General features: G+C 59.4%; 18 protein-coding genes and 1 tRNA gene. 13 read left to right on the top strand and 6 right to left on the bottom strand.

Annotation, left to right across the window (positions count from 1 at the left end):
• Nucleotides 1-254 precede the first annotated feature (254 nt).
• Complete coding sequence (locus tag HKK52_RS18710; RefSeq protein WP_169372052.1) at nucleotides 255-1,919, bottom strand: OFA family MFS transporter; 1,665 nt, start codon at nucleotides 1,917-1,919, stop codon at nucleotides 255-257.
• A 270-nt stretch (nucleotides 1,920-2,189) separates the two neighbouring features.
• Between HKK52_RS18710 and HKK52_RS18715 the strand changes: the two genes are divergently transcribed.
• From HKK52_RS18715 to HKK52_RS18735, 5 genes are all read left to right on the top strand, one after another.
• Entirely contained in the window at nucleotides 2,190-2,594 is a 405-nt protein-coding gene (locus HKK52_RS18715; protein WP_169372053.1) for an acetyl-CoA sensor PanZ family protein, read from the top strand.
• A gap of 76 nt (nucleotides 2,595-2,670) precedes the next feature.
• Nucleotides 2,671-4,902, top strand: coding sequence for an AsmA family protein (locus HKK52_RS18720; RefSeq protein ID WP_169372054.1), 2,232 nt, complete (start codon nucleotides 2,671-2,673; stop codon nucleotides 4,900-4,902).
• A complete protein-coding gene (gene mutY, locus HKK52_RS18725) occupies nucleotides 4,899-5,966 on the top strand; it encodes an A/G-specific adenine glycosylase (RefSeq protein WP_169372055.1) in 1,068 nt (355 codons plus the stop codon). Before HKK52_RS18720 ends, mutY begins: the two co-directional genes overlap by 4 nt.
• Nucleotides 5,963-6,235 carry an oxidative damage protection protein gene (locus HKK52_RS18730; RefSeq protein WP_123511225.1) on the top strand — a complete coding sequence of 91 codons (273 nt, stop codon included), beginning with the start codon at nucleotides 5,963-5,965 and terminating at the stop codon, nucleotides 6,233-6,235. The genes mutY and HKK52_RS18730 overlap by 4 nt, the downstream gene beginning before the upstream one ends.
• A gap of 103 nt (nucleotides 6,236-6,338) precedes the next feature.
• A tRNA-Phe gene (locus tag HKK52_RS18735) sits at nucleotides 6,339-6,414 on the top strand.
• 267 nt (nucleotides 6,415-6,681) lie between these two features.
• Here HKK52_RS18735 and HKK52_RS18740 read toward each other — a convergent pair.
• Nucleotides 6,682-6,969: a YceK/YidQ family lipoprotein gene (locus tag HKK52_RS18740; RefSeq protein ID WP_237150577.1), complete on the bottom strand. Its 288-nt coding sequence runs from the start codon at nucleotides 6,967-6,969 to the stop codon at nucleotides 6,682-6,684.
• A 60-nt stretch (nucleotides 6,970-7,029) separates the two neighbouring features.
• Nucleotides 7,030-7,560, bottom strand: a complete 531-nt coding sequence (locus HKK52_RS18745) for a hypothetical protein (RefSeq protein ID WP_237150578.1) — start codon at nucleotides 7,558-7,560, stop codon at nucleotides 7,030-7,032.
• Between the two features lie 303 nt (nucleotides 7,561-7,863).
• Between HKK52_RS18745 and HKK52_RS18750 the strand changes: the two genes are divergently transcribed.
• Both HKK52_RS18750 and HKK52_RS18755 read left to right on the top strand, forming a co-directional pair.
• A complete protein-coding gene (locus HKK52_RS18750; protein WP_169372056.1) occupies nucleotides 7,864-9,288 on the top strand; it encodes an L-lactate permease in 1,425 nt (474 codons plus the stop codon).
• 31 nt (nucleotides 9,289-9,319) lie between these two features.
• Nucleotides 9,320-10,774 (top strand): aminotransferase-like domain-containing protein, encoded by a 1,455-nt coding sequence (locus tag HKK52_RS18755; protein WP_169372057.1) that lies wholly within the window; start codon nucleotides 9,320-9,322, stop codon nucleotides 10,772-10,774.
• On the opposite strand, the gene HKK52_RS18760 is transcribed toward HKK52_RS18755, so the two are convergent.
• Entirely contained in the window at nucleotides 10,771-11,220 is a 450-nt protein-coding gene (locus tag HKK52_RS18760; protein ID WP_169372058.1) for a carboxypeptidase regulatory-like domain-containing protein, read from the bottom strand. The genes HKK52_RS18755 and HKK52_RS18760 overlap by 4 nt on opposite strands.
• A gap of 261 nt (nucleotides 11,221-11,481) precedes the next feature.
• Here HKK52_RS18760 and HKK52_RS18765 point away from each other — a divergent pair, with 261 nt between their 5' ends.
• The 4 genes from HKK52_RS18765 (at nucleotide 11,482) to HKK52_RS18780 (ending at nucleotide 14,501) form a co-directional block, all read left to right on the top strand.
• Entirely contained in the window at nucleotides 11,482-12,540 is a 1,059-nt protein-coding gene (locus HKK52_RS18765; RefSeq protein ID WP_169372059.1) for a PDDEXK nuclease domain-containing protein, read from the top strand.
• 68 nt (nucleotides 12,541-12,608) lie between these two features.
• Nucleotides 12,609-13,571: an alpha/beta hydrolase family protein gene (locus HKK52_RS18770; protein WP_169372060.1), complete on the top strand. Its 963-nt coding sequence runs from the start codon at nucleotides 12,609-12,611 to the stop codon at nucleotides 13,569-13,571.
• A 37-nt stretch (nucleotides 13,572-13,608) separates the two neighbouring features.
• Nucleotides 13,609-14,025, top strand: a complete 417-nt coding sequence (locus tag HKK52_RS18775; RefSeq protein WP_169372061.1) for a hypothetical protein — start codon at nucleotides 13,609-13,611, stop codon at nucleotides 14,023-14,025.
• Nucleotides 14,026-14,030: 5 nt separating this feature from the next.
• Nucleotides 14,031-14,501 carry a hypothetical protein gene (locus HKK52_RS18780; protein ID WP_169372062.1) on the top strand — a complete coding sequence of 157 codons (471 nt, stop codon included), beginning with the start codon at nucleotides 14,031-14,033 and terminating at the stop codon, nucleotides 14,499-14,501.
• A gap of 80 nt (nucleotides 14,502-14,581) precedes the next feature.
• On the opposite strand, the gene HKK52_RS18785 is transcribed toward HKK52_RS18780, so the two are convergent.
• On the bottom strand, nucleotides 14,582-14,908 hold the full coding sequence (locus tag HKK52_RS18785) for a hypothetical protein (protein WP_169372063.1): 327 nt from the start codon (nucleotides 14,906-14,908) through the stop codon (nucleotides 14,582-14,584).
• A 376-nt stretch (nucleotides 14,909-15,284) separates the two neighbouring features.
• Complete coding sequence (gene gabP, locus HKK52_RS18790) at nucleotides 15,285-16,676, bottom strand: GABA permease (RefSeq protein ID WP_169372064.1); 1,392 nt, start codon at nucleotides 16,674-16,676, stop codon at nucleotides 15,285-15,287.
• Nucleotides 16,677-17,227: 551 nt separating this feature from the next.
• Between gabP and HKK52_RS18795 the strand changes: the two genes are divergently transcribed.
• Both HKK52_RS18795 and HKK52_RS18800 read left to right on the top strand, forming a co-directional pair.
• A complete protein-coding gene (locus HKK52_RS18795) occupies nucleotides 17,228-18,001 on the top strand; it encodes an ABC transporter ATP-binding protein (protein ID WP_133837806.1) in 774 nt (257 codons plus the stop codon).
• Between the two features lie 13 nt (nucleotides 18,002-18,014).
• Complete coding sequence (locus tag HKK52_RS18800) at nucleotides 18,015-18,761, top strand: ABC transporter substrate-binding protein (protein ID WP_169372065.1); 747 nt, start codon at nucleotides 18,015-18,017, stop codon at nucleotides 18,759-18,761.
• Nucleotides 18,762-18,785 lie beyond the last annotated feature (24 nt).

The raw sequence follows: 18,785 nt of genomic DNA on the forward strand, positions 1-18,785 counted from the left end.
CATTGGGCGAAAAAGGCAGCCATTATAGGGGCGCGGGGCCGAAACAGAAACACGGGAGGTGATATCGCTGACGGAGTGAATTCAGTGCTGCTGGCGATGTACATGTCAGTACAAGCATCCCAAGACCGCTGATCGCTCCCACGCTCTGCGTGGGAGTGCAGCCCTGGACGCTCCGCGTCCGCTCTGAATGTGACGCGGAGCGTCACGGGAGGCATTCCCACGCAGAGCGTGGGAACGATCAGGTGTAAGCGAACTTAGTGGAACAGAACCGCCGTTTTCTGCAGGGTCACCCACACACCCCACGCCAACGGAATCCCCACCACCAGCCACGCTGCCACTGCCAAAGGCTTGGTGCCCGCATCCGCTTTCCACTCCAATACGGTGCTGCTGTCAGCCCCCTTGTCGTGGCCCAGCGCCTGTTCGGCGGCCAGTTCGGCGTCGGTCATGAAGTACTTGTCCGCCACCGGACGCACCAGCAGGTTGCAGATGAAACCCAGCACCAGCAGGCCCGCGAGGATGTACAACGTGATGTCGTAAGCCGCGGCACGTTCAACGCCGATGCTCAGTTGATATTCACGCAGGTAGTTCACCAATACCGGACCCAACACGCCCGCCGCGGCCCATGCCGTCAGCAGACGACCGTGGATCGCGCCGACCATTTGCGTGCCGAACAGGTCCGCCAGGTAAGCCGGAACGGTTGCAAAACCACCGCCGTACATCGACAGGATGATGCAGAACGCCGCCACAAACAGCGCCACGTTGCCCAAATGACCGAGGTTCGGGATCAGCGCGTACAGGGCAAAACCCAGCGCGAAGAACACGAAATAGGTGTTTTTACGACCCAGGTAATCGGAGAACGAAGCCCAGAAGAACCGGCCACCGATGTTGAACAGGCTCAGCAAACCGGTGAAACCGGCGGCAATCGCTGCGATCGAGGCCAGTTGCCCGGCGTCCAGCTGGCCGAATGGCAGGTCGACACCGATCAATTTGCCGCCGAACACTTCCTGCAACAATGGCGAAGCCATGCCGAGGATGCCGATACCGGCCGATACGTTCAGGCACAGCACCAGCCACACCAGACGGAATTGCGGAGTTTTCCACGCGACGTTCACGTGAACGTGGCGATGAGTGATCATCGCGTTCGACGCTTTTTTCGCCGGAGCAGTCCAGCCTTCAGGCTTCCAGCCGGTTGGCGGAACGCGGTAGGACAGTGCGCCGCCGATCATGAACACGAAGTAGATCGCGGCCATCACCAGGAAGCTCTGCCAGACGCCTACGCCAGTTGGCGAAGCGAAATGGCTCATCAATGCTGCTGCCAGTGGAGCGCCAACCATCGCGCCGCCGCCGAAGCCCATGATCGCCATGCCCGTGGCCATGCCGCGCTTGTCCGGGAACCACTTGATCAGGGTCGAGACCGGCGAGATGTAACCCAGGCCCAGGCCGATACCGCCAATGACCCCGGAGCCGATCCACATCAACCAGATCTGGTGGGTATAAATCCCCAGCGCCGAAATCAGCAGACCGCCGCACCAGCACAGTGCCGATACCACACCGGCCTTGCGCGGCCCGGCGTGTTCCAGCCAGCCGCCCCAGATCGCCGCCGAGCAGCCGAGGAAGATGAAGAACAGGGTGTAGATCCAGCCGAGCATCGAGATCGGCCAGTCACATTGGGACGAGAAGACTTGCGAGATGAAGCTCATGTCCGGCGCGCAAGCCACTGGAGCGGTGACGCCCAGAGCCTTGGACAGCGGCAACCAGAACACCGAGAAGCCGTAGGCCATGCCGATGCACAGGTGGATGGCCAATGCGGCCGGTGGTACCAGCCAACGGTTGAAACCGGGCTTGGCGATTATGCGTTCCTTGGACAGGAACGCGGGCTGGCCGGCTATGACGCCGTCCGCCGTGATGCTCGTGCTCATTGTGTATCCCCCAATTATTAGTATGGTTCGCCAGCCACTCCTCACTCACAGCCTTTATGCACGCAGACATGACCGTTTTTTTTCGGGTGAAACCCAGTTGGGCGTGACATTAAGTCGCAGAAGGACGGACGAACCGGGAGAGGTTACCATTTGCTCGTGACAGAAAAACCAAACTGACATCACCTTTTCTGTGTCATCAGTTCTCGTATGACTGAAAGCACATGCTTTCAGGCGCAGGATCGATATTTATAAAACCTGACAGGAACCGCCATGCCGATCATTGTCGAGCCGCTGACTGAAGCCACTTACCAGGATCAGCAAGACCTGCAGAAAATCTACCGCGACGCTCCAGACTGGTTGTTTGCGCCGTTTGCCGGTGAGGTGCAACTGATCGAAGGCTGCCTGTGCGACGGTTCGCTGATTGCCGGGCGCTTCAATGATCGGCTGCTGGGCGCCGCACGTCTGCAACGTCTTCCGGATGTCTGGCATCTTTCCCAAATTTGCGTACGAAAAATCACCCGTCGCCGTGGCGTGGCGGAGCGCCTGGTGAACGAAGCGCAGAAAATGGCGTCGCAATCGGGCGCTACATTGCGCTTGCTGGCGCCCGCCGGGCATCTGGAAGCCCAGGCACTGGCAGCCAAACTGAACGTGCCGCTGGACGTGCTGCCCATATGAACTGACCGGTCGTCACTTTCGGAGCGCTATACTCCCCGGCTAAATTTCGAATTCGACTAACTACAAGGACTCGCCCATGAAAGCGTTCGGCAAAATCCTGGGTCTGGTACTTCTCGGGCTGTTGCTGATCATTGTGGCGCTGGGCTTTGCCCTGACCCACCTCTTCGATCCCAACGACTATAAAGACGAGATTCGCCAGATTGCCCGCGACAAGGCCCACATCGAGCTGACGCTCAATGGCGATATCGGTTGGAGCCTGTTCCCGTGGCTGGGCCTGGAATTGCACGAAGCCAGTGTCGCGACCCTGGTCAAACCCACCGAGCCGTTTGCAGACTTGCAGATGCTCGGCCTGTCGGTCCGCGTGTTGCCGCTGCTGCGTCGTGAAGTGCAGATGAGCGATGTACGCGTCGAAGGCCTGAACCTGCGCCTGAACCGCGACAAGGATGGCCATGGCAACTGGGAAGACATCGGCAAGATCCCCGCGCCGGCCAATACCGACGCGACCCCGCCTGCGGTTCCCGCTGGCGAACCGGCACCGGAAGCCCCCGTCGTCGCGGAAAAACCGCCGCAGCCGATCCGCCTGGACATCGACAGCCTGACCGTGAACAACGCGCGGGTTGAATACAACGATGAGAAAACCGGCAAGATCTACAGCGCCGAAAGCATCCAGATGAGCACCGGCGCGGTCCACGACTCGACCAATATTCCGCTCAAGCTCACTGCATTCCTGTCGTCCAACCAGCCGGCGCTACGCGTGCGAACCGAGTTGAACGGCGAGTTGCGCATCGCCCGCGCGCTCCAGCGTTACCAGTTCGAAGACATGAAACTGTCGGGCGAAGTGACCGGCGATCCGCTGCAAGGCAAGACCATGACTTTTGCCGCCCAAGGCCAGTTGCTGCTGGATAAAGCGGCCAACGTCGCCGAATGGACCGGGATCAAGCTCTCTGCCAACCAGTTGCGCGCCTTGGGTGAACTGAAGGTCAATGACCTCGACAAGACCCCGCAGATCAACGGCGGCCTGTCGATTGCCCAGTTTGACCTGGCCAAATTCGTCGACAGCATCGGCCAGAAACTGCCAGCCATGGGCGAAGGCAGTTTGAGTAAAGTCGAGCTGGTCAGCCGTCTCTCCGGGACGCCAACCAGCCTGGCGTTCGACAACATTAACCTGAAAGTCGACGACAGCAGCTTCAGCGGTCGTATCGCCGTCGAGGATTTCGCCAAGCAATCGCTGCGGGCGATCCTCAAGGCTGACACTTTCAACGTCGATCGCTATCTGCCGCCAAAATCAGCCGAAGCCAACAGTGCGACACAAGTGCGCCAGGCCGAAGTGGCCAGCACCGAGGCCGACGCCATGGCGGGCGCGGGCACCACGCCGCTGCCGCCATCTCCGACCAAAGGCGCGTGGAGCACCGAGCGCCTGCTGCCGGTGGAGCGCCTGGCCAAACTCGACGTGGACGCCGACCTGACCTTCGGCCAACTGACCCTCGACAAACTGCCAATCCAGAACGCAGCACTCAAGGCCACCGGCCAGGCCGGCCTGCTGACCCTGGAGAACCTGCGCGGCGACTTGTACAACGGCAACTTCGAAGCCAAGGGCACCCTCGACGTGCGCCAGCCGGTACCAGCGCTGAGCATGCAAACCCGCATCACCAAAGTGCCGGTAGAGAAAATCCTCGAAAGCCAGGGCAAGAATCCGCCGGTCAAAGGCCTGGTGACGCTCAACAGTGCGCTGACCGGTAGCGGCAATAGCCAGAGCGCGCTGATCGAAACGCTCAACGGCAACGCCAGTTTTGTCATCAACAATGGCGTGCTGCTCAACGCCAACCTTGAACAGCAACTGTGCAAAGGCATCGCTACCCTGAACCGCAAAACCCTCAGCGGCGAACCGCGGGGCAAGGACACGCCCTTCCAGGAACTCAAGGGCAACCTGACCTTCCGTAATGGCGTGGCGAGCAATCCGGACATGAAGGTGCGCATCCCCGGCATGACCGTCAATGGTGACGGCGACGTCGATCTGCGGGTGCTGGGCATGGACTACCGCGTCGGCATCATCGTCGAAGGCGACACCGGCGCCATGCCCGATCCGGCCTGCCAGGTCGGCGAGAAGTACGTCGGCATCGAATGGCCACTGCGCTGCCGTGGTCCGCTGGAACTGGGCGCCAAGGCCTGCCGCGTGGATAACGAGCGCATGGGCCAGGTCGCCGCCAAACTGGCTGGCGAAAAACTCAGCGACAAAATCGACGAGAAGCTCGGCGACAAAGTCAGCCCTGAACTGAAAAACGCGTTGAAGGGGCTGTTCAAGCGATGAGAGCCGAGCAGTTTTCATCGGCGGTGCTGGATTGGTACGACCGCCACGGCCGCCACGATTTGCCCTGGCAACAGGGCATCACCCCGTATCGGGTGTGGGTCTCGGAAATCATGTTGCAGCAAACCCAGGTCAGCACCGTGCTGAATTACTTCGACCGGTTCATGGCTTCGCTGCCGACGGTCGAGGCCCTGGCCGCCGCGCCGGAAGACGAAGTGCTGCACCTGTGGACCGGACTGGGTTACTACACCCGTGCGCGCAATTTGCAGAAGACTGCAAAAATCGTCGTCGCTGAACACGGCGGCGAGTTTCCCCGGGATGTGGAAAAGCTGGTCGAGCTGCCGGGCATCGGTTTGTCCACCGCTGGCGCCATCGCCAGCCTGAGCATGGGCCTGCGGGCGCCGATCCTCGACGGCAACGTCAAACGGGTGCTGGCGCGCTTTACCGCGCAAGAGGGTTATCCGGGCGAGCCGAAGGTCGCCAAACAGCTCTGGGCCAACGCTGAGCGCTTTACGCCCCATGATCGGGTCAACGCCTACACCCAGGCAATGATGGATCTGGGCGCCACGCTCTGCACTCGCAGCAAACCGAGTTGTCTGCTCTGTCCGCTGGAAAAGGGCTGCGAAGCGCACATGCTCGGCCTGGAAACTCGCTACCCCATCCCCAAGCCGCGCAAAGCCGTGCCACAGAAGCGCACGCTGATGCCGATGCTCGCCAACGGCGAAGGCGCGATTCTGCTTTACCGTCGCCCTTCCACGGGGCTGTGGGGCGGTTTGTGGAGCTTGCCGGAACTCGATGACCTCGATGACTTGCAACACCTCGCCACGCAACACTCGCTGGAACTGGGCAGCCAACAGGCGCTGCCGAGTCTGGTGCACACCTTCAGCCACTTTCAGTTGTCCATCGAACCCTGGCTGGTTCAGGTCCAGGAGGCCGGCCATCACGTGGCCGAGGCCGACTGGCTCTGGTATAACCTCGCCACCCCGCCGCGCCTGGGCCTTGCCGCCCCGGTCAAAACCTTGCTCGAACGCGCGGCCGCCGTATTGAACGCAGGAGAGTTGTCATGACCCGCACCATCATGTGCCGCAAGTACAAAGAAGAATTGCCCGCCCTGGCCCACGCGCCGTTCCCGGGCGCCAAAGGTCAGGACATTCTTGACCACGTCTCCGCCAAGGCCTGGGCCGACTGGCAGAAACACCAGACCCTGCTGATCAACGAAAAACGCCTGAACATGATGAACGCCGAAGATCGTAAATATCTTCAGGGCGAGATGGACAAGTTCTTTTCCGGCGAGGAATACGCCCAGGCCGAAGGCTACGTTCCACCGGCTGAATAATCCCGATTTTTCGGGGGTCGGAACGTAAGCGACGGTAATAATTAAAATTTTTTTGAAAACTTTCTTGACGACCCCCTGAAAAACCAGTTTAATGCGCCCCGTTGCCCAGATAGCTCAGTCGGTAGAGCAGGGGATTGAAAATCCCCGTGTCGGCGGTTCGATTCCGTCTCTGGGCACCAAATACCGAAAACCCTGAATCGCAAGATTCAGGGTTTTTTTATGCCTGCGATTTGGTCCGGTACGGCTTCAGCGTTCGAACGGACGTACTGGTTCCTGATTGTCAGGCACAGCATCAGCGCCCTTGGTTTGCTTGCCATGGGAACAGCAGCGTTCTGGCTGCATAGAATCGTGATAGCAGCGTCGGACAAGCCAATGCGCAATCGGTCTCGTCGATTAGCCCGACTGCCCGCCTGACGCGTCACAGGACGCGTCAGGTTGAGGCTGCGTCATAACGTGTTGATGTAATCCACCGGCAGCAACACGGTGTCCAGCGCGGCATCCACCGGCAGGGACACCACCGTGATGAGCGGACACACAATCATGAAGTAGCAAATGACCGCCTCCGGCATTCCGCTGCTACCGCCCCCCCTGGCGCCCAGCAAGTGGAGATCGCCATCAACGCCTTTGTAGTAATTTTCTTCCGATGCGCCATTCAGTCGGCCCATCAGCGTTCCACAACCGGCGAGCACCAGAGCAAGGCTCACCACAGAACCCACGCGTAAAATCCGTTTCAATCCAGCATCCTTTTTAAGTCATGTGGTGTCGCGACAGTCCAAACAGCGCCTGAGACGGCATTAGTCCGCACCTGAATCCATCAGCGTCTCGAGTGCCGCGTCGGCTTCTTTACGCTGGGCAGGCGTTGGCGCGGCTGCAAATCGGCTGCGCTGTTTGTCGAGGGTCAGGTAGGCGTTGTCACCATTGCCCCAGATATACGAATAGACCAACAGGAAACTGTCGGAGTTGGCGTCGCAGTAAGGTGCAACGCTGCGCAGCGGCGCCAGCAGCTTGATCATCTCGCCGTAGTTCTCGCTGAATTGCGGCAAGACGTACTGCCAACTGCCCGTGGCCTGGTCATAGCGAGACAGCCCACCCCAGGCTTGCACCAGCTCCTCCAGGCTCTGCGCGCCAGAATCACGTAGCGACTCGGCATCGACCTTGCCCGAGCCGGACATGTCGACCCCGTCGAACCACTGTTGCCAGTCGCTGTACGCGTGCGCCGAACCAGGGGGCGCCGCCATTGCCTTGGCGTACTGCGCCGGGTCCATGGTGCAACGCAGGTACACCGAGGACGGCTCGCTCGCCCACGCCTGTCCGGTTACGCTCAATAACGCCGCCAGCGCCGGTCCCATCCATGAATGCCGCTTTATCATTATCGTCCCTGATCAATCGCCAAAGGACGCGATCATACCTGCACGAACAGCACGGGATTTCAGGTGTACTGAAAAAAACACTAAACCTGTGTCTCTCCCCTCGCAGAAAAAATCGCCAACCTCTTCAAGCCTCGGCGAGTCACTGATTGGCTTGGCTCTTCGCTGCCCACGCCGCACACAAGACGTCTCACGGAAAATCCCCCACCAATGCAAGCGACCGAGTACTGCGGACAGGCTCACGGTTAAGGAAAACAGCGCATGGCTCCACTCTTGCTGCAAATGTCGCCCATCGGCCTGGTGATCGCCTTGATTCTCATCATGCGCAGGCCTCCCGTCCAGGCAGCGCTGGCGGGTGTCGCGCTGGTGTTTGTGTTGTGGGCATCGGGGGCTGCGGGTCCTCTGTCCACTGCAATCACAATGGCCATTTTTCAGGACACTTCGATCCTGTTCCTCAGTACCGCCTGCGTGATTGTGCCGGGCCTGGCCTTCGTCATATTCGTCGAACGCGGTGGCGCGCCCCAGGCCATTGGCAACTGGGTCAAGGAGCTTGGCTGGACACCGCCCGCACAAGTCATCTTCATCGTGCTGGGCCTGGCCCCGCTGCTCGAATCGATGACTGGTTTCGGTGTGTCGCTGATCGCTACCGTGCCCTTATTGATGGGCCTGTTCACTCGCCAGTCCGGGATGAAAATCGCCCTCGCCGGCATGGTCATAATGCCGTGGGGAACCCTCGGTCTTGCCACCGTGATTGGTTCGCTGCTGGCGGATTTGCCGCCTGAAACACTCGGCAGCCACTCGGCGTTGATCAGCGCGCCAGTCTTCCTCTGCCTGGCCGCCATCGCCTTGTGGCAAGCAGGAATACGCACCGTCGCGCCGTGGTTCGGGCTCATGCTGGTGACGGCGCTGTTCGTTGCGGTGCTCTATGGCGTCAATCTGTGGATCGGCCCGGAAGTGTCCGGCGTGTTGGCGGGACTTACCGTTGCGGGCGTGGGCCTGGCTATCTCGTTCTTCCAGCGCAAAAAGCAGGTGCGCTGGCCGAGCGCGGCATGGCCTTACCTCGCGTTGCTGGGGGTTATCGTCGCGTCGCGCGGGTTATTTGTTTTTACCGGTTGGGATGCGCTCTGGATCGTCAAAGGCGAGCATGTTTCGTGGAAACCGCTGGCGTCACCGGGGCTGGCGTTGCTGATTGTCACCTTGCTGATGTCGATAATGCACGGCGCGACGGCGGGCTTTCCCTGGCGCGCCCTGTTCAATCGGGCCAAGTTTCCGGTCGGCACGATTTTCCTGTTTCTGCTGCTGTCCCAGGTCATGGTCAACGCCGGATTTCTGCTGGAAGCGCAGCACACACTGCAATCGCTGTCCGGTCTTTCACTGGCTCCGACGATCGCGTTGCTGGCCGGTATAGCCGGTTATGTCACGGGGTCCAATGTGGGCGGCAACACCCTGGTCATGCCATCGATCGCGGCACTGACAACGGGGCACGGGCCTTGGCTGGCAGCGATGGTCAACAGCGCTGCCGGGCATGGGGCGCTGGGATCGTTATCCATCCTGTCTCTGATCACAGGGTTGGCGGCAGCCAATCGGCAGGAAGAGCACCATCTGATCCGATTTGCCTTTGGCCTTGTTTGCCTCAATATCGTCGTCGTTGCTGCGGCCGGGGTGGTTTTACTTTATTTTCTTTGACGCAATTTCCGAATTCGCCCCAAGAGAACTTATGGACAAGTTTGATAGAGCCGACAAACGCTGGCGGATAGTCAACGACTGGATGATTCGCCAAATCGAAGGGGGTGAATGGGCGGCCGAATCAAAACTGCCCTCAATTCGCTCCTTGGCGCGACTGTTTGAAACCAGCATCACCACCGTTCAGCGAGCCCTGACGGATCTGCAAGCCAATGCCTATGTCTTTACCGTTCCGCGTGTCGGTTATTTCGTCTCGGCAACTGCACAGACAAAACCTGCGAGCGGTTTTGATTTCTCCAGCGTCTCCGTCAACGTCAATCATGCCGTCGTCACAATGCTCTCCCAGGCGGCCTCCCGCGCCACGGCATCGTTGAGTTCCGCCGTCTTGCACAGCGATCTCACCCCGCACGTTCTGTTGAACAAGTGCCTGAGCGCCGTGGCGGCCAAAGCCGACAACGCGTTGACCGGGCTGGTGGCCCCTCCCGGCCTGCCGGCGCTGAGACGGCGAATTGCCGGACTCATGCTGGCACGCGGTGTCGTCTGCGGGCCGGACGATATCCTCGTGACGTCAGGCGACACTGTCGCCCTGGAACTGGCCCTCGAGGCCATCGCGCCCAGGGGTTCGACTGTCGCCATCGAGACGCCCACCTACTACGGAATACTGCAGACCATTGAACGCCTGGGTATGCGCGCCCTGCCCATTCGGACTCACGGCAAACTGGGCATCGATGTCGACCATCTCGAAGAGGCCCTGAAACAGAAAAAGGTCGCGGCGATCTTTCTCAATCCAACCCTGCAAAACCCACGCGGCTTCATCATGCCCGATGAAACCCGCGCACGACTTTCACGGGTGGCTCGCGCGGCGGATGTGCCCATTATCGAAGACGATATTTTTTTCGATCTGGTGCCGGAAAGGGATCGCACGCGCGCCATCAAGAGTTACGACACCAGCGGCCAGACGATTTACTGTTCGTCATTCTCCAAGACGGTGGCCCCGGGTTATCGCGTGGGCTGGTGTGTCGCCGGAAAGTACCGCGATGCGATTCTTGCGCAAATGTTTTCCCGCAACCTGGCGGTCTCGAGTCTTGCGCAACATGTACTCAGTGAGTTCATCGGCCGCGGGTACCTGGAAGAGCACTGCGCCAGGCTCAGAGCGCAACTGTCCTCGCTCTCCAGCTTTTTTGAAGCACGGGTTCGATCGGATTTTCCCGTGGGTACGCTCTACGTTCCTCCACGCGGAGGTTTCATCCACTGGATCGAACTGCCGGGGCACACGGACATGTCGGCGCTGGAACGTTTGGCGAGCGAACGAGGTTGCCATGTCGCCGGCAGCGGGATTTTTTTCGCCAACGGCCATCCCACCACCGGACTCAGAATATGCCTGGGGACAACGCTGTCGCCGCCAGTCATGCAGAGCTTGAGCGTTATTGCCGAATGCGCGCACCTGGCGGCGGGCAACTCGCCGGTGCGGCAGAAAATGCACCTCTAGCTGTCACCATTCCAGTGGAAAACCAGATTGCGAGCCGTGCCGTCCCCGACATCCGTCACGTCACGCCGCACCTCGCCGTTACGAGTCGCAACCACGGTGTACTTGCCGGCGGGCAACTGGACATAAACCAGAGGGCCGGCCTGATTAATCGTCAACACGGTTTGCCCCTGGGCTTTTTGAATGACCACATCCACGTCGGGTATGTATTCATTCAGCGCACCCACGGAAAACGTCATGTGCAGGTTGTAACCCTTGGCCTGCTGGATAGCCTTTGCCTCATCCTCGCCGATACCGCCGGACAGGTAGCTGATCCCGTTTTGCAGTTGCGGCTGGACCTGCACGCCCGAGCTATCGACCGCGTCGAGGCTGGCGGCATAGGACAGGTTCGGGAACATCAACACGCCGAGGGCGGCGAGCAGCAATACGAGGGAATGGACGTATTTCATGATGGCGACTCCCGGGTTCCATGGAACCCAATCGCTACCTCTTTTAGATTTCTGGCGGGATGCTCGAGTTTTAGATTGATTGGCACTTGGAATCACTGCGAATGGGACTACAGGGTGTATTCCGAATTCCTGGGTGTCGTCGGCATGATCCTGCAAAACGAATCCGGCATTTCCTTCCGATCTACCGGCAACGCCCGGCATCGCTGACCCGCCCGTCATTGGCATCCTTTTCTGCCAGTTCATCCAGCGGCGGAAAACTTCATGAGCAACCTCAAACCCGACAACACTCAAGACCCACAACTCGCCTCACTGCTTGGCAATCTTGGGGAGCTGATCCGGCAGGCACGCCAGAAAGTGTTGAGAGCGGTCGATACCGCTCAGGTGCAAACCTGCTGGCAGATTGGGCGGCATATTGTTGAGTTCGAGCAGCAGGGGGCCCGGCGGGCGGAATATGGCAAGCAGTTGCTGTTGACGCTGGCCCAGAGTCTGACAACGGAGTTCGGCAAGGGGTTTGACGAGACCAATTTGCGAAAAATGCGCCTGTTTTATCAGGCGTTTCCAATTCGAGACGCACTGCGTCTCGAATTGAGCTGGACCCACTACCGCAGGCTGCTGCGCGTCGACAGTGACAAGGCACGCACGTGGTACATGGACGAAGCCGCCAACCAGAACTGGTCAAGCCGCGCCCTGGAACGGCAGATCAACACCTTGTACTACGAGCGCCTGTTGATGAGCCGGGACAAGGCGCCCGTCATGACGGAAGCCGCGACCAACATCCATGCGATGGCCGAGAACCCCCGGGAATTCATCCGGGATCCCGTGATGCTGGAGTTTCTTGGCCTGCCCAATGCAGGGCTCGTCCAGGAAACTGAACTCGAACAAGCCCTCATCGAGCAACTCCAGGGCTTCCTGCTGGAACTGGGCAATGGTTTCGCCTTTGTCGCCCGCCAGCAACGCATCAGCACCGAAGGCCGAGACTTCTACATCGATCTGGTGTTCTACAACTACCTGCTCAAATGCTTTGTCATCTTCGATCTCAAGCGCGGTGAACTGACCCATCAGGACGTCGGGCAAATGGACATGTATGTGCGCATGTACGACGACCTCAAGCGCAACGCAGAAGACGGACCGACCGTCGGCATCATTCTGTGCGCGCAAAAAAACGAGTCGGTGGTGCGTTACTCGGTGTTGCAGGGCAACGAACAACTGTTTGCCAGCAAGTACAAACTGGTGCTGCCGAGTGAGGATGAACTGCGGGCGGAGCTGGATCGGGAACGAGCGGCGCTTGAGGAACGGTTGCTCAACCAGCAAACATGTTAGCGCTGACGGATTGTTCACAGGCTGCGTGAAGACTATCGTTGGCAGCTACCCGCAAAGGTTCGAAGTCGATGAATTTGCAGGACATGTCCTCACTGGCCCCAACAGAGTTGGCGCCATCTGCTCCCGGTGCCTCCTTCAAGGAACCCGCCCCCGACGGCTTCCTCCTTGGCGGTTTCACCTGGCGCCACGCCCATCACGACAGCACCCGCCCGGTCGTGATCATCAACGCCGCCACCTCAGTCCGCTGCCGCCACTACTCGCGTTTCGCCGATTACCTGTTTGCCAACGGCTTCGACGTCATCACTTACGACTACCGTGGCATCGGCGAATCACGACCGGCGTCGTTGAAAAAACTCGACGCCACCTGGTCCGACTGGGGTGCGCTGGATTTTGAAGCGATGCTCAAGCGCGCTGAACGTGAATTCCCCGGCCAACCCATCGACGTGATTGGCCACAGTTTCGGCGGCTGTGCGGCGGGCCTCGGGGCTTCCGGGCACTTGATCCGGCGCCTGGTGACCGTCGGCGCGCAGTTCGCTTACTGGCGCGACTATGCACCTGCTCATCGTTGGAGGATGTTCGGCAAGTGGCACTTGGTGATGCCGATGGTGACGATGATCTGCGGTTATTTCCCCGGTAAACGCCTCGGTTGGTTGGAAGACACCCCCGCTGGCGTCGTCCGTGACTGGAGCACGCCCACGTCGCGGTACGAGACGCGCCCCAGCGGCCGGGTGATCCACGCAAAGCACGGCCGGCTGCCGTTCGCCAATGTCACGGCGAAAACCCTGGCGATCAGCATTAGCGACGATCCTTACGGCACCGTCCCGGCCATCGAGCGCTTGCTCGACTACCTCACCGGCGACACGACCATCCATCTGCGAATCGAGCCGAAAGACATCGGCGAAGAAGAAGTCGGACATTTCGCCTTTTTTCGTAGCCCATACCAAGCCACACTATGGCCCATTGCATTGTCCTGGCTGCAAAACGGCGAACTGGCCCCCGATACCCCCGGGCGGCGAGTGCCACGCAACTGAGTGACCTGCCCTCTCAACGAAATACGGAACGACGCCCATGGCCTCCGCCGACAAGCAGCAAAAACGCGCCACCCGTGCCAAAGCCAAGGCCAAGCAGAACCGCACCCAACGGGCCGCCGCCCCCGTCGAGCTGGACCCGAACGATGATCGTATCGACTTCGAATCGGTGGACCTGACTGAACTGTTCAAAGAAATGATCGATGCACAAAAGATCAGCCAACAGGCGATGTGTGCGGCATTTCTTGAACACCCGCTGCTTGCATTGGTGCTGGAGCAGGAAGGCGAGGAAACAGCGACAGACTTTATCCTCGCCGCACTGATCGAGTATCGCCAGTGGTCCGCCGAAGTGGACGAAGCAGCCGCCCTGGCGTGGATCGAATCCCCAATCTTCCAGGCTGACTACGTGGCGGCGTCCGACGCCATCGCGGCCCAAACACAACCGAAAGCGAACTGAAATTAATGGCATCCCTGAACAAGCAACAGAAACGCGCCAAACGCGCCAAGATCAAGGCCAAGCAAATCAACATCCACGGCCGTAAACCCGCCACGCTGGACGAAGATCTGGATGATGACCTGGGCGAAATCGGCGAGCCGATCCCGGAATACACCCTGGCGATGTTCAGCAAAATGCGCGACGCGGAAGCCATCGGCCGTAACGACATGCTGCTGGCCCTGCTGTCGGACCTCGCTGGCATCATCAGTGACCATCCAGAACTGCTGGATATGGAAAACGCCGACAACGAAGCCATGGCCGCCACTCACCTGGCTGCCGACATGCTGATCGACTACCGCATGTGGGCCGACGGCATGGACCGCGACGCCGCCCAGGCGTGGCTGACCGATCCGCAGTTCATCACTGACTTCGGTACTGCGCTGGACAGCTATCGCCAGACGCTGGACGACAGCGAGGCCAAGGAAGAGTCCGTTTGATCAATTGAATCCCGGACAAACAAAACGGGCGCAATCATCGCTGATTGCGCCCGTTTTTTTTGTCCGCCGAAGATCAAATCTTAGGCAGCGACACCTTCCATACGCGGGATTTCAATGCCGATCTTGGAGCTGGCGTAGCTCAGGTCACCTTTGGCGATGGATTGAGCCTTGAAGCCGGCACCGATCAGGTCCTGCACGTACAGCTTGTTGTAGATGAACATAAACACCAGATTGCTCAGGCTGAAGGTGAAGCAGGCCACGACGAACATGATCGCTGCCCACTTGATGTCACCACGGAACAATGCCGGGAAAAAGCCAAAGAAAAACACGGTCCACGAAAAGCCGATTGGCGCTTCTTTCATGGCACCGGTTTGAGGGTTTTTGAACACAACCGATGTAAACGCCATGTCTATCTCCTTGATGCCCCAATGGATTGGCTGAATGGCGGGGTTAGCTCCATGCAGCTCTGATTCTGATCTGCCGGGTTAATCGGCAGGCACACGCAAATGCATCTGTGACGCGCGTCAGATGAGGGAGCAGGCATGAAAGGGTCGGGGGCTTTAGCCAGGAAGGCTGGGGGCGTCGAACAATCCGTGTCCTGGAACTCCATCGCATCTCGCAACAGCGAGATACACATTCGTTGCGAAGGCTACTATCTCGCCATCACTGTGTCCATCAGATAGCCACTTGAACAAGCGCCTGACTGAAAACAAAAACGACCGCGATCATTTCTGATGGCGGTCGTTTTCGTGTTTCAACAGCACTTGGCTTGAGTCAGAACACTCAGCGCGCGACTGCGGCGATCAACTTTTCATTGCGACGACGACGGGCCACAAACAGCCCGACCGCTACCACCATCAAGCTCAGGAAACCCGTCGCGAGGATTTCCACGCGATGGGCTTCCTGGAACAGCATGATGGTCAGGGCCACGACGATGAAGACGATCACCGCGTAGGTCAGGCCCGGGAACAGCCACATGCTGAAGGCGATTTTCTCGCCACGGGCCATACGCTGCTTGCGCATACGCAGTTGCGAGATAGCGATCACCAGGTACACCAGCAGCGCGATGGCGCCGGAGGTGGCCAGCAGGAATTCGAACACGGCGGCCGGGGCCACGTAGTTGGCGAATACCGCGACGAACGCAGCAGCGGTGGACAGGATGACGGCCCAGTACGGCGTGCCGCTTTTGTTGGTGCGTTGGGAAACGGCCGGCGCATCGCCGCGCTTGCCCAGGGAGAACATCATGCGCGAGGCGGTATACAGCGCCGAGTTCAGGCAGCTGGTTACAGCAACCAGTACCACGATGTCGACGATCAGCTTGGCGTTCGGGATGCCCATGCGTTCAAGCACGGTCTGGTAGGAACCCACAGCGGCCAGCACTGGATCGTTCCATGGCACCAGGGCCACAACGATGAAAATCGAAACGAGGTAGAACAAGCCGATCCGCCAGATCACCGAGTTGGTGGCCTTGGAGATTTGCTGGCCCGGGTTCTTCGATTCTGCGGCGGCGATGGTGACGATCTCGGTGCCCATGAAGGAGAACATGGTGGTCAGGATCGCGCCCAATACTGCGCCCATGCCGTTTGGCAGGAAGCCTTGGGTGTCGAACAGGTGCGAAACGCCGCTGACCTGGCTGTTCGGCAGGAAGCCGAAGATCGCCAGAATGCCGAGGCCGATGAAACCGATGATCGCGATGACTTTGACCAGGGCGAACCAGAACTCGAACTCACCGTAGTTCTTCACGCTGAACAGGTTGGTGACCGTCAGCAGCAGCGTGATCACAAGCGTGAAGGCCCAGATCGCCACATTCGGGAACCAGGCGTGCAGGATGGTCGCGGCGGCGTTGGCCTCCAGCGGAATCACCAGCACCCAGAACCACCAGTACAACCAACCGATGGTGAAACCGGCCCAGTGACCGATCGCGCGATCGGCGTATGTCGAGAAAGAGCCGGTGTCCGGCGAGGCCACGGCCATTTCGCCGAGCATGCGCATCACCAGCACCACCAGTGCACCGGCGGCAGCGTAAGCCAACAGCACGGCTGGGCCGGCCGCTGCGATAGCGTGGCCCGAGCCAACAAACAGGCCGGCGCCGATAACCCCGGCGATCGACAACATGGTCACATGACGCGGTTTGAGCCCCTGTTCGAGGCCATTGGAGCTTTGGGTGCTGCTCATTGAAACTACCTTTGCAAGGAAAGCGATTCAGTCCACCGCGTCTGGCATTTCTTTCTCGTAAAAAGAATCCAACGGGGCGTTCCTTATTCTGCACGCAATAATTGCGCCAAAATGTTACAAAGTCCCCGGATCCGCGGCTCTCCGCTGGACCGGACGGTCATCGCAAGTCATTGAGATTAATGGCAATTCGCCAGAGCGTTACCCAGCGACCCACATTAAGGACGAAGCAGTGCACCAGAAACACACTGAAAAAAAGCGGGACGCACAATAAAAGTGCAGATCGGGTACGTTTGGCCGGTTAGCGCTTCCAACACCCCGCCAAAGCTGGCAACATCGCGCCTTTTTTTACGCGACACCCGCGGGGCAGCTGGTTCAAACGGCTGTTCGGTTGATAGCAGCGCGACACACTGCTGTACCGATGCGACAACCTGCCACACACCATTCGTTTACCGCCCGTAGCGCTGTTGGCTGCCATTCGAACGCTATGCTAGCTTGGCCGCCTCGCCAGGAAGGCCGCCAACAGCAGGAGTGAAACACTATGAGGAACGCACATGGCTGAGGCCACGCCCGCGCTTGAAATCCGCAACTTGCACAAACGCTACGGAAAGCTTGAGGTGCTCAAAGGCATCTCGCTGACCGCCCGCGACGGCGACGTGATCTCGATCCTGGGTTCCTCCGGTTCCGGCAAGTCCACGTTCCTGCGTTGCATCAACCTGTTGGAAAACCCGCACCAGGGCCAGATCCTGGTGGCCGGCGAAGAACTCAAACTCAAGGCCGCGAAGAACGGCGAACTGGTTGCCGCCGATGGCAAACAGATCAATCGCCTGCGCAGCGAGATTGGTTTTGTGTTTCAAAACTTTAATCTCTGGCCGCACATGAGCGTGCTCGACAACATCATCGAAGCCCCGCGCCGAGTACTCGGCCAGAGCAAGGCCGAAGCCATCGAAGTCGCCGAAGCCTTGCTGGCCAAGGTCGGCATCGCCGACAAGCGCCACGCCTACCCGGCGCAATTGTCCGGCGGCCAACAGCAACGGGCAGCGATTGCCCGCACGCTGGCGATGCAGCCCAAGGTGATCCTGTTCGACGAGCCCACCTCCGCCCTTGACCCGGAAATGGTCCAGGAAGTACTTAATGTCATCCGCGCATTGGCCGAAGAAGGCCGCACCATGTTGCTCGTGACCCACGAAATGGGCTTTGCCCGTCAGGTCTCCAGCGAAGTGGTGTTCCTCCACCAAGGCTTGGTAGAAGAGCAAGGATCGCCACAGCAGGTGTTCGACAACCCGCTTTCGGCGCGCTGCAAACAATTCATGTCCAGCAACCGCTAACGGAGCTACCCGCATGCAGAACTACAAGAGAATCTTCCTGGCTGCTGCCGTCACCCTGGCCTTCAGCGCCGGCGCTGTCGCCGAGACCTTGAAGATGGGCATCGAAGCGGCCTACCCGCCGTTCAACAACAAAGATGCCAGTGGCAATGTCGTCGGCTTCGACAAAGAAATCGGCGACGCCCTGTGCGCCAAGATGAAAGTCGACTGCACCGTGGTCACGTCTGACTGGGATGGCATCATCCCGGCCCTGAACGCCAAGAAATTCGACTTCCTGATCTCCTCGATGTCGATCACCGATGAGCGCAAGCAAGCGGTGGACTTCACCGACCCGTACTACTCCAACAAGCTGCAATTCATCGCCAAGAAAGACGTCGACTTCAAAACCGACAAGGCTTCCCTGCAAGGCAAAGTGATCGGCGCACAACGTGCGACCCTCGCCGGCACCTGGATGGAAGACAACATGGAAGGCGTTGAAGTCAAACTCTACGACACCCAGGAAAACGCCTACCTCGACCTGACTTCCGGTCGTCTGGACGGCATCCTGGCCGACAAGTACGTCAACTACGAATGGCTGAAAAGCGACGCTGGCCGCCCTTACGAATTCAAGGGTGACCCGGTGGAAGAAAGCGACAAGATCGGTATCGCTGTACGTAAAGGCGACACCATCCGCGCCAGGCTGAACCTTGCGCTGAAAGAAATCGTCGAAGACGGTACTTACAAGAAGATCAACGACAAGTACTTCCCGTTCAGCATCTATTGATTCTGACCTGCCTGACCGGCGCCG

The sequence above is a fragment of the Pseudomonas sp. ADAK2 genome, from assembly GCF_012935755.1.
Classification (GTDB): Bacteria; Pseudomonadota; Gammaproteobacteria; order Pseudomonadales; family Pseudomonadaceae; genus Aquipseudomonas.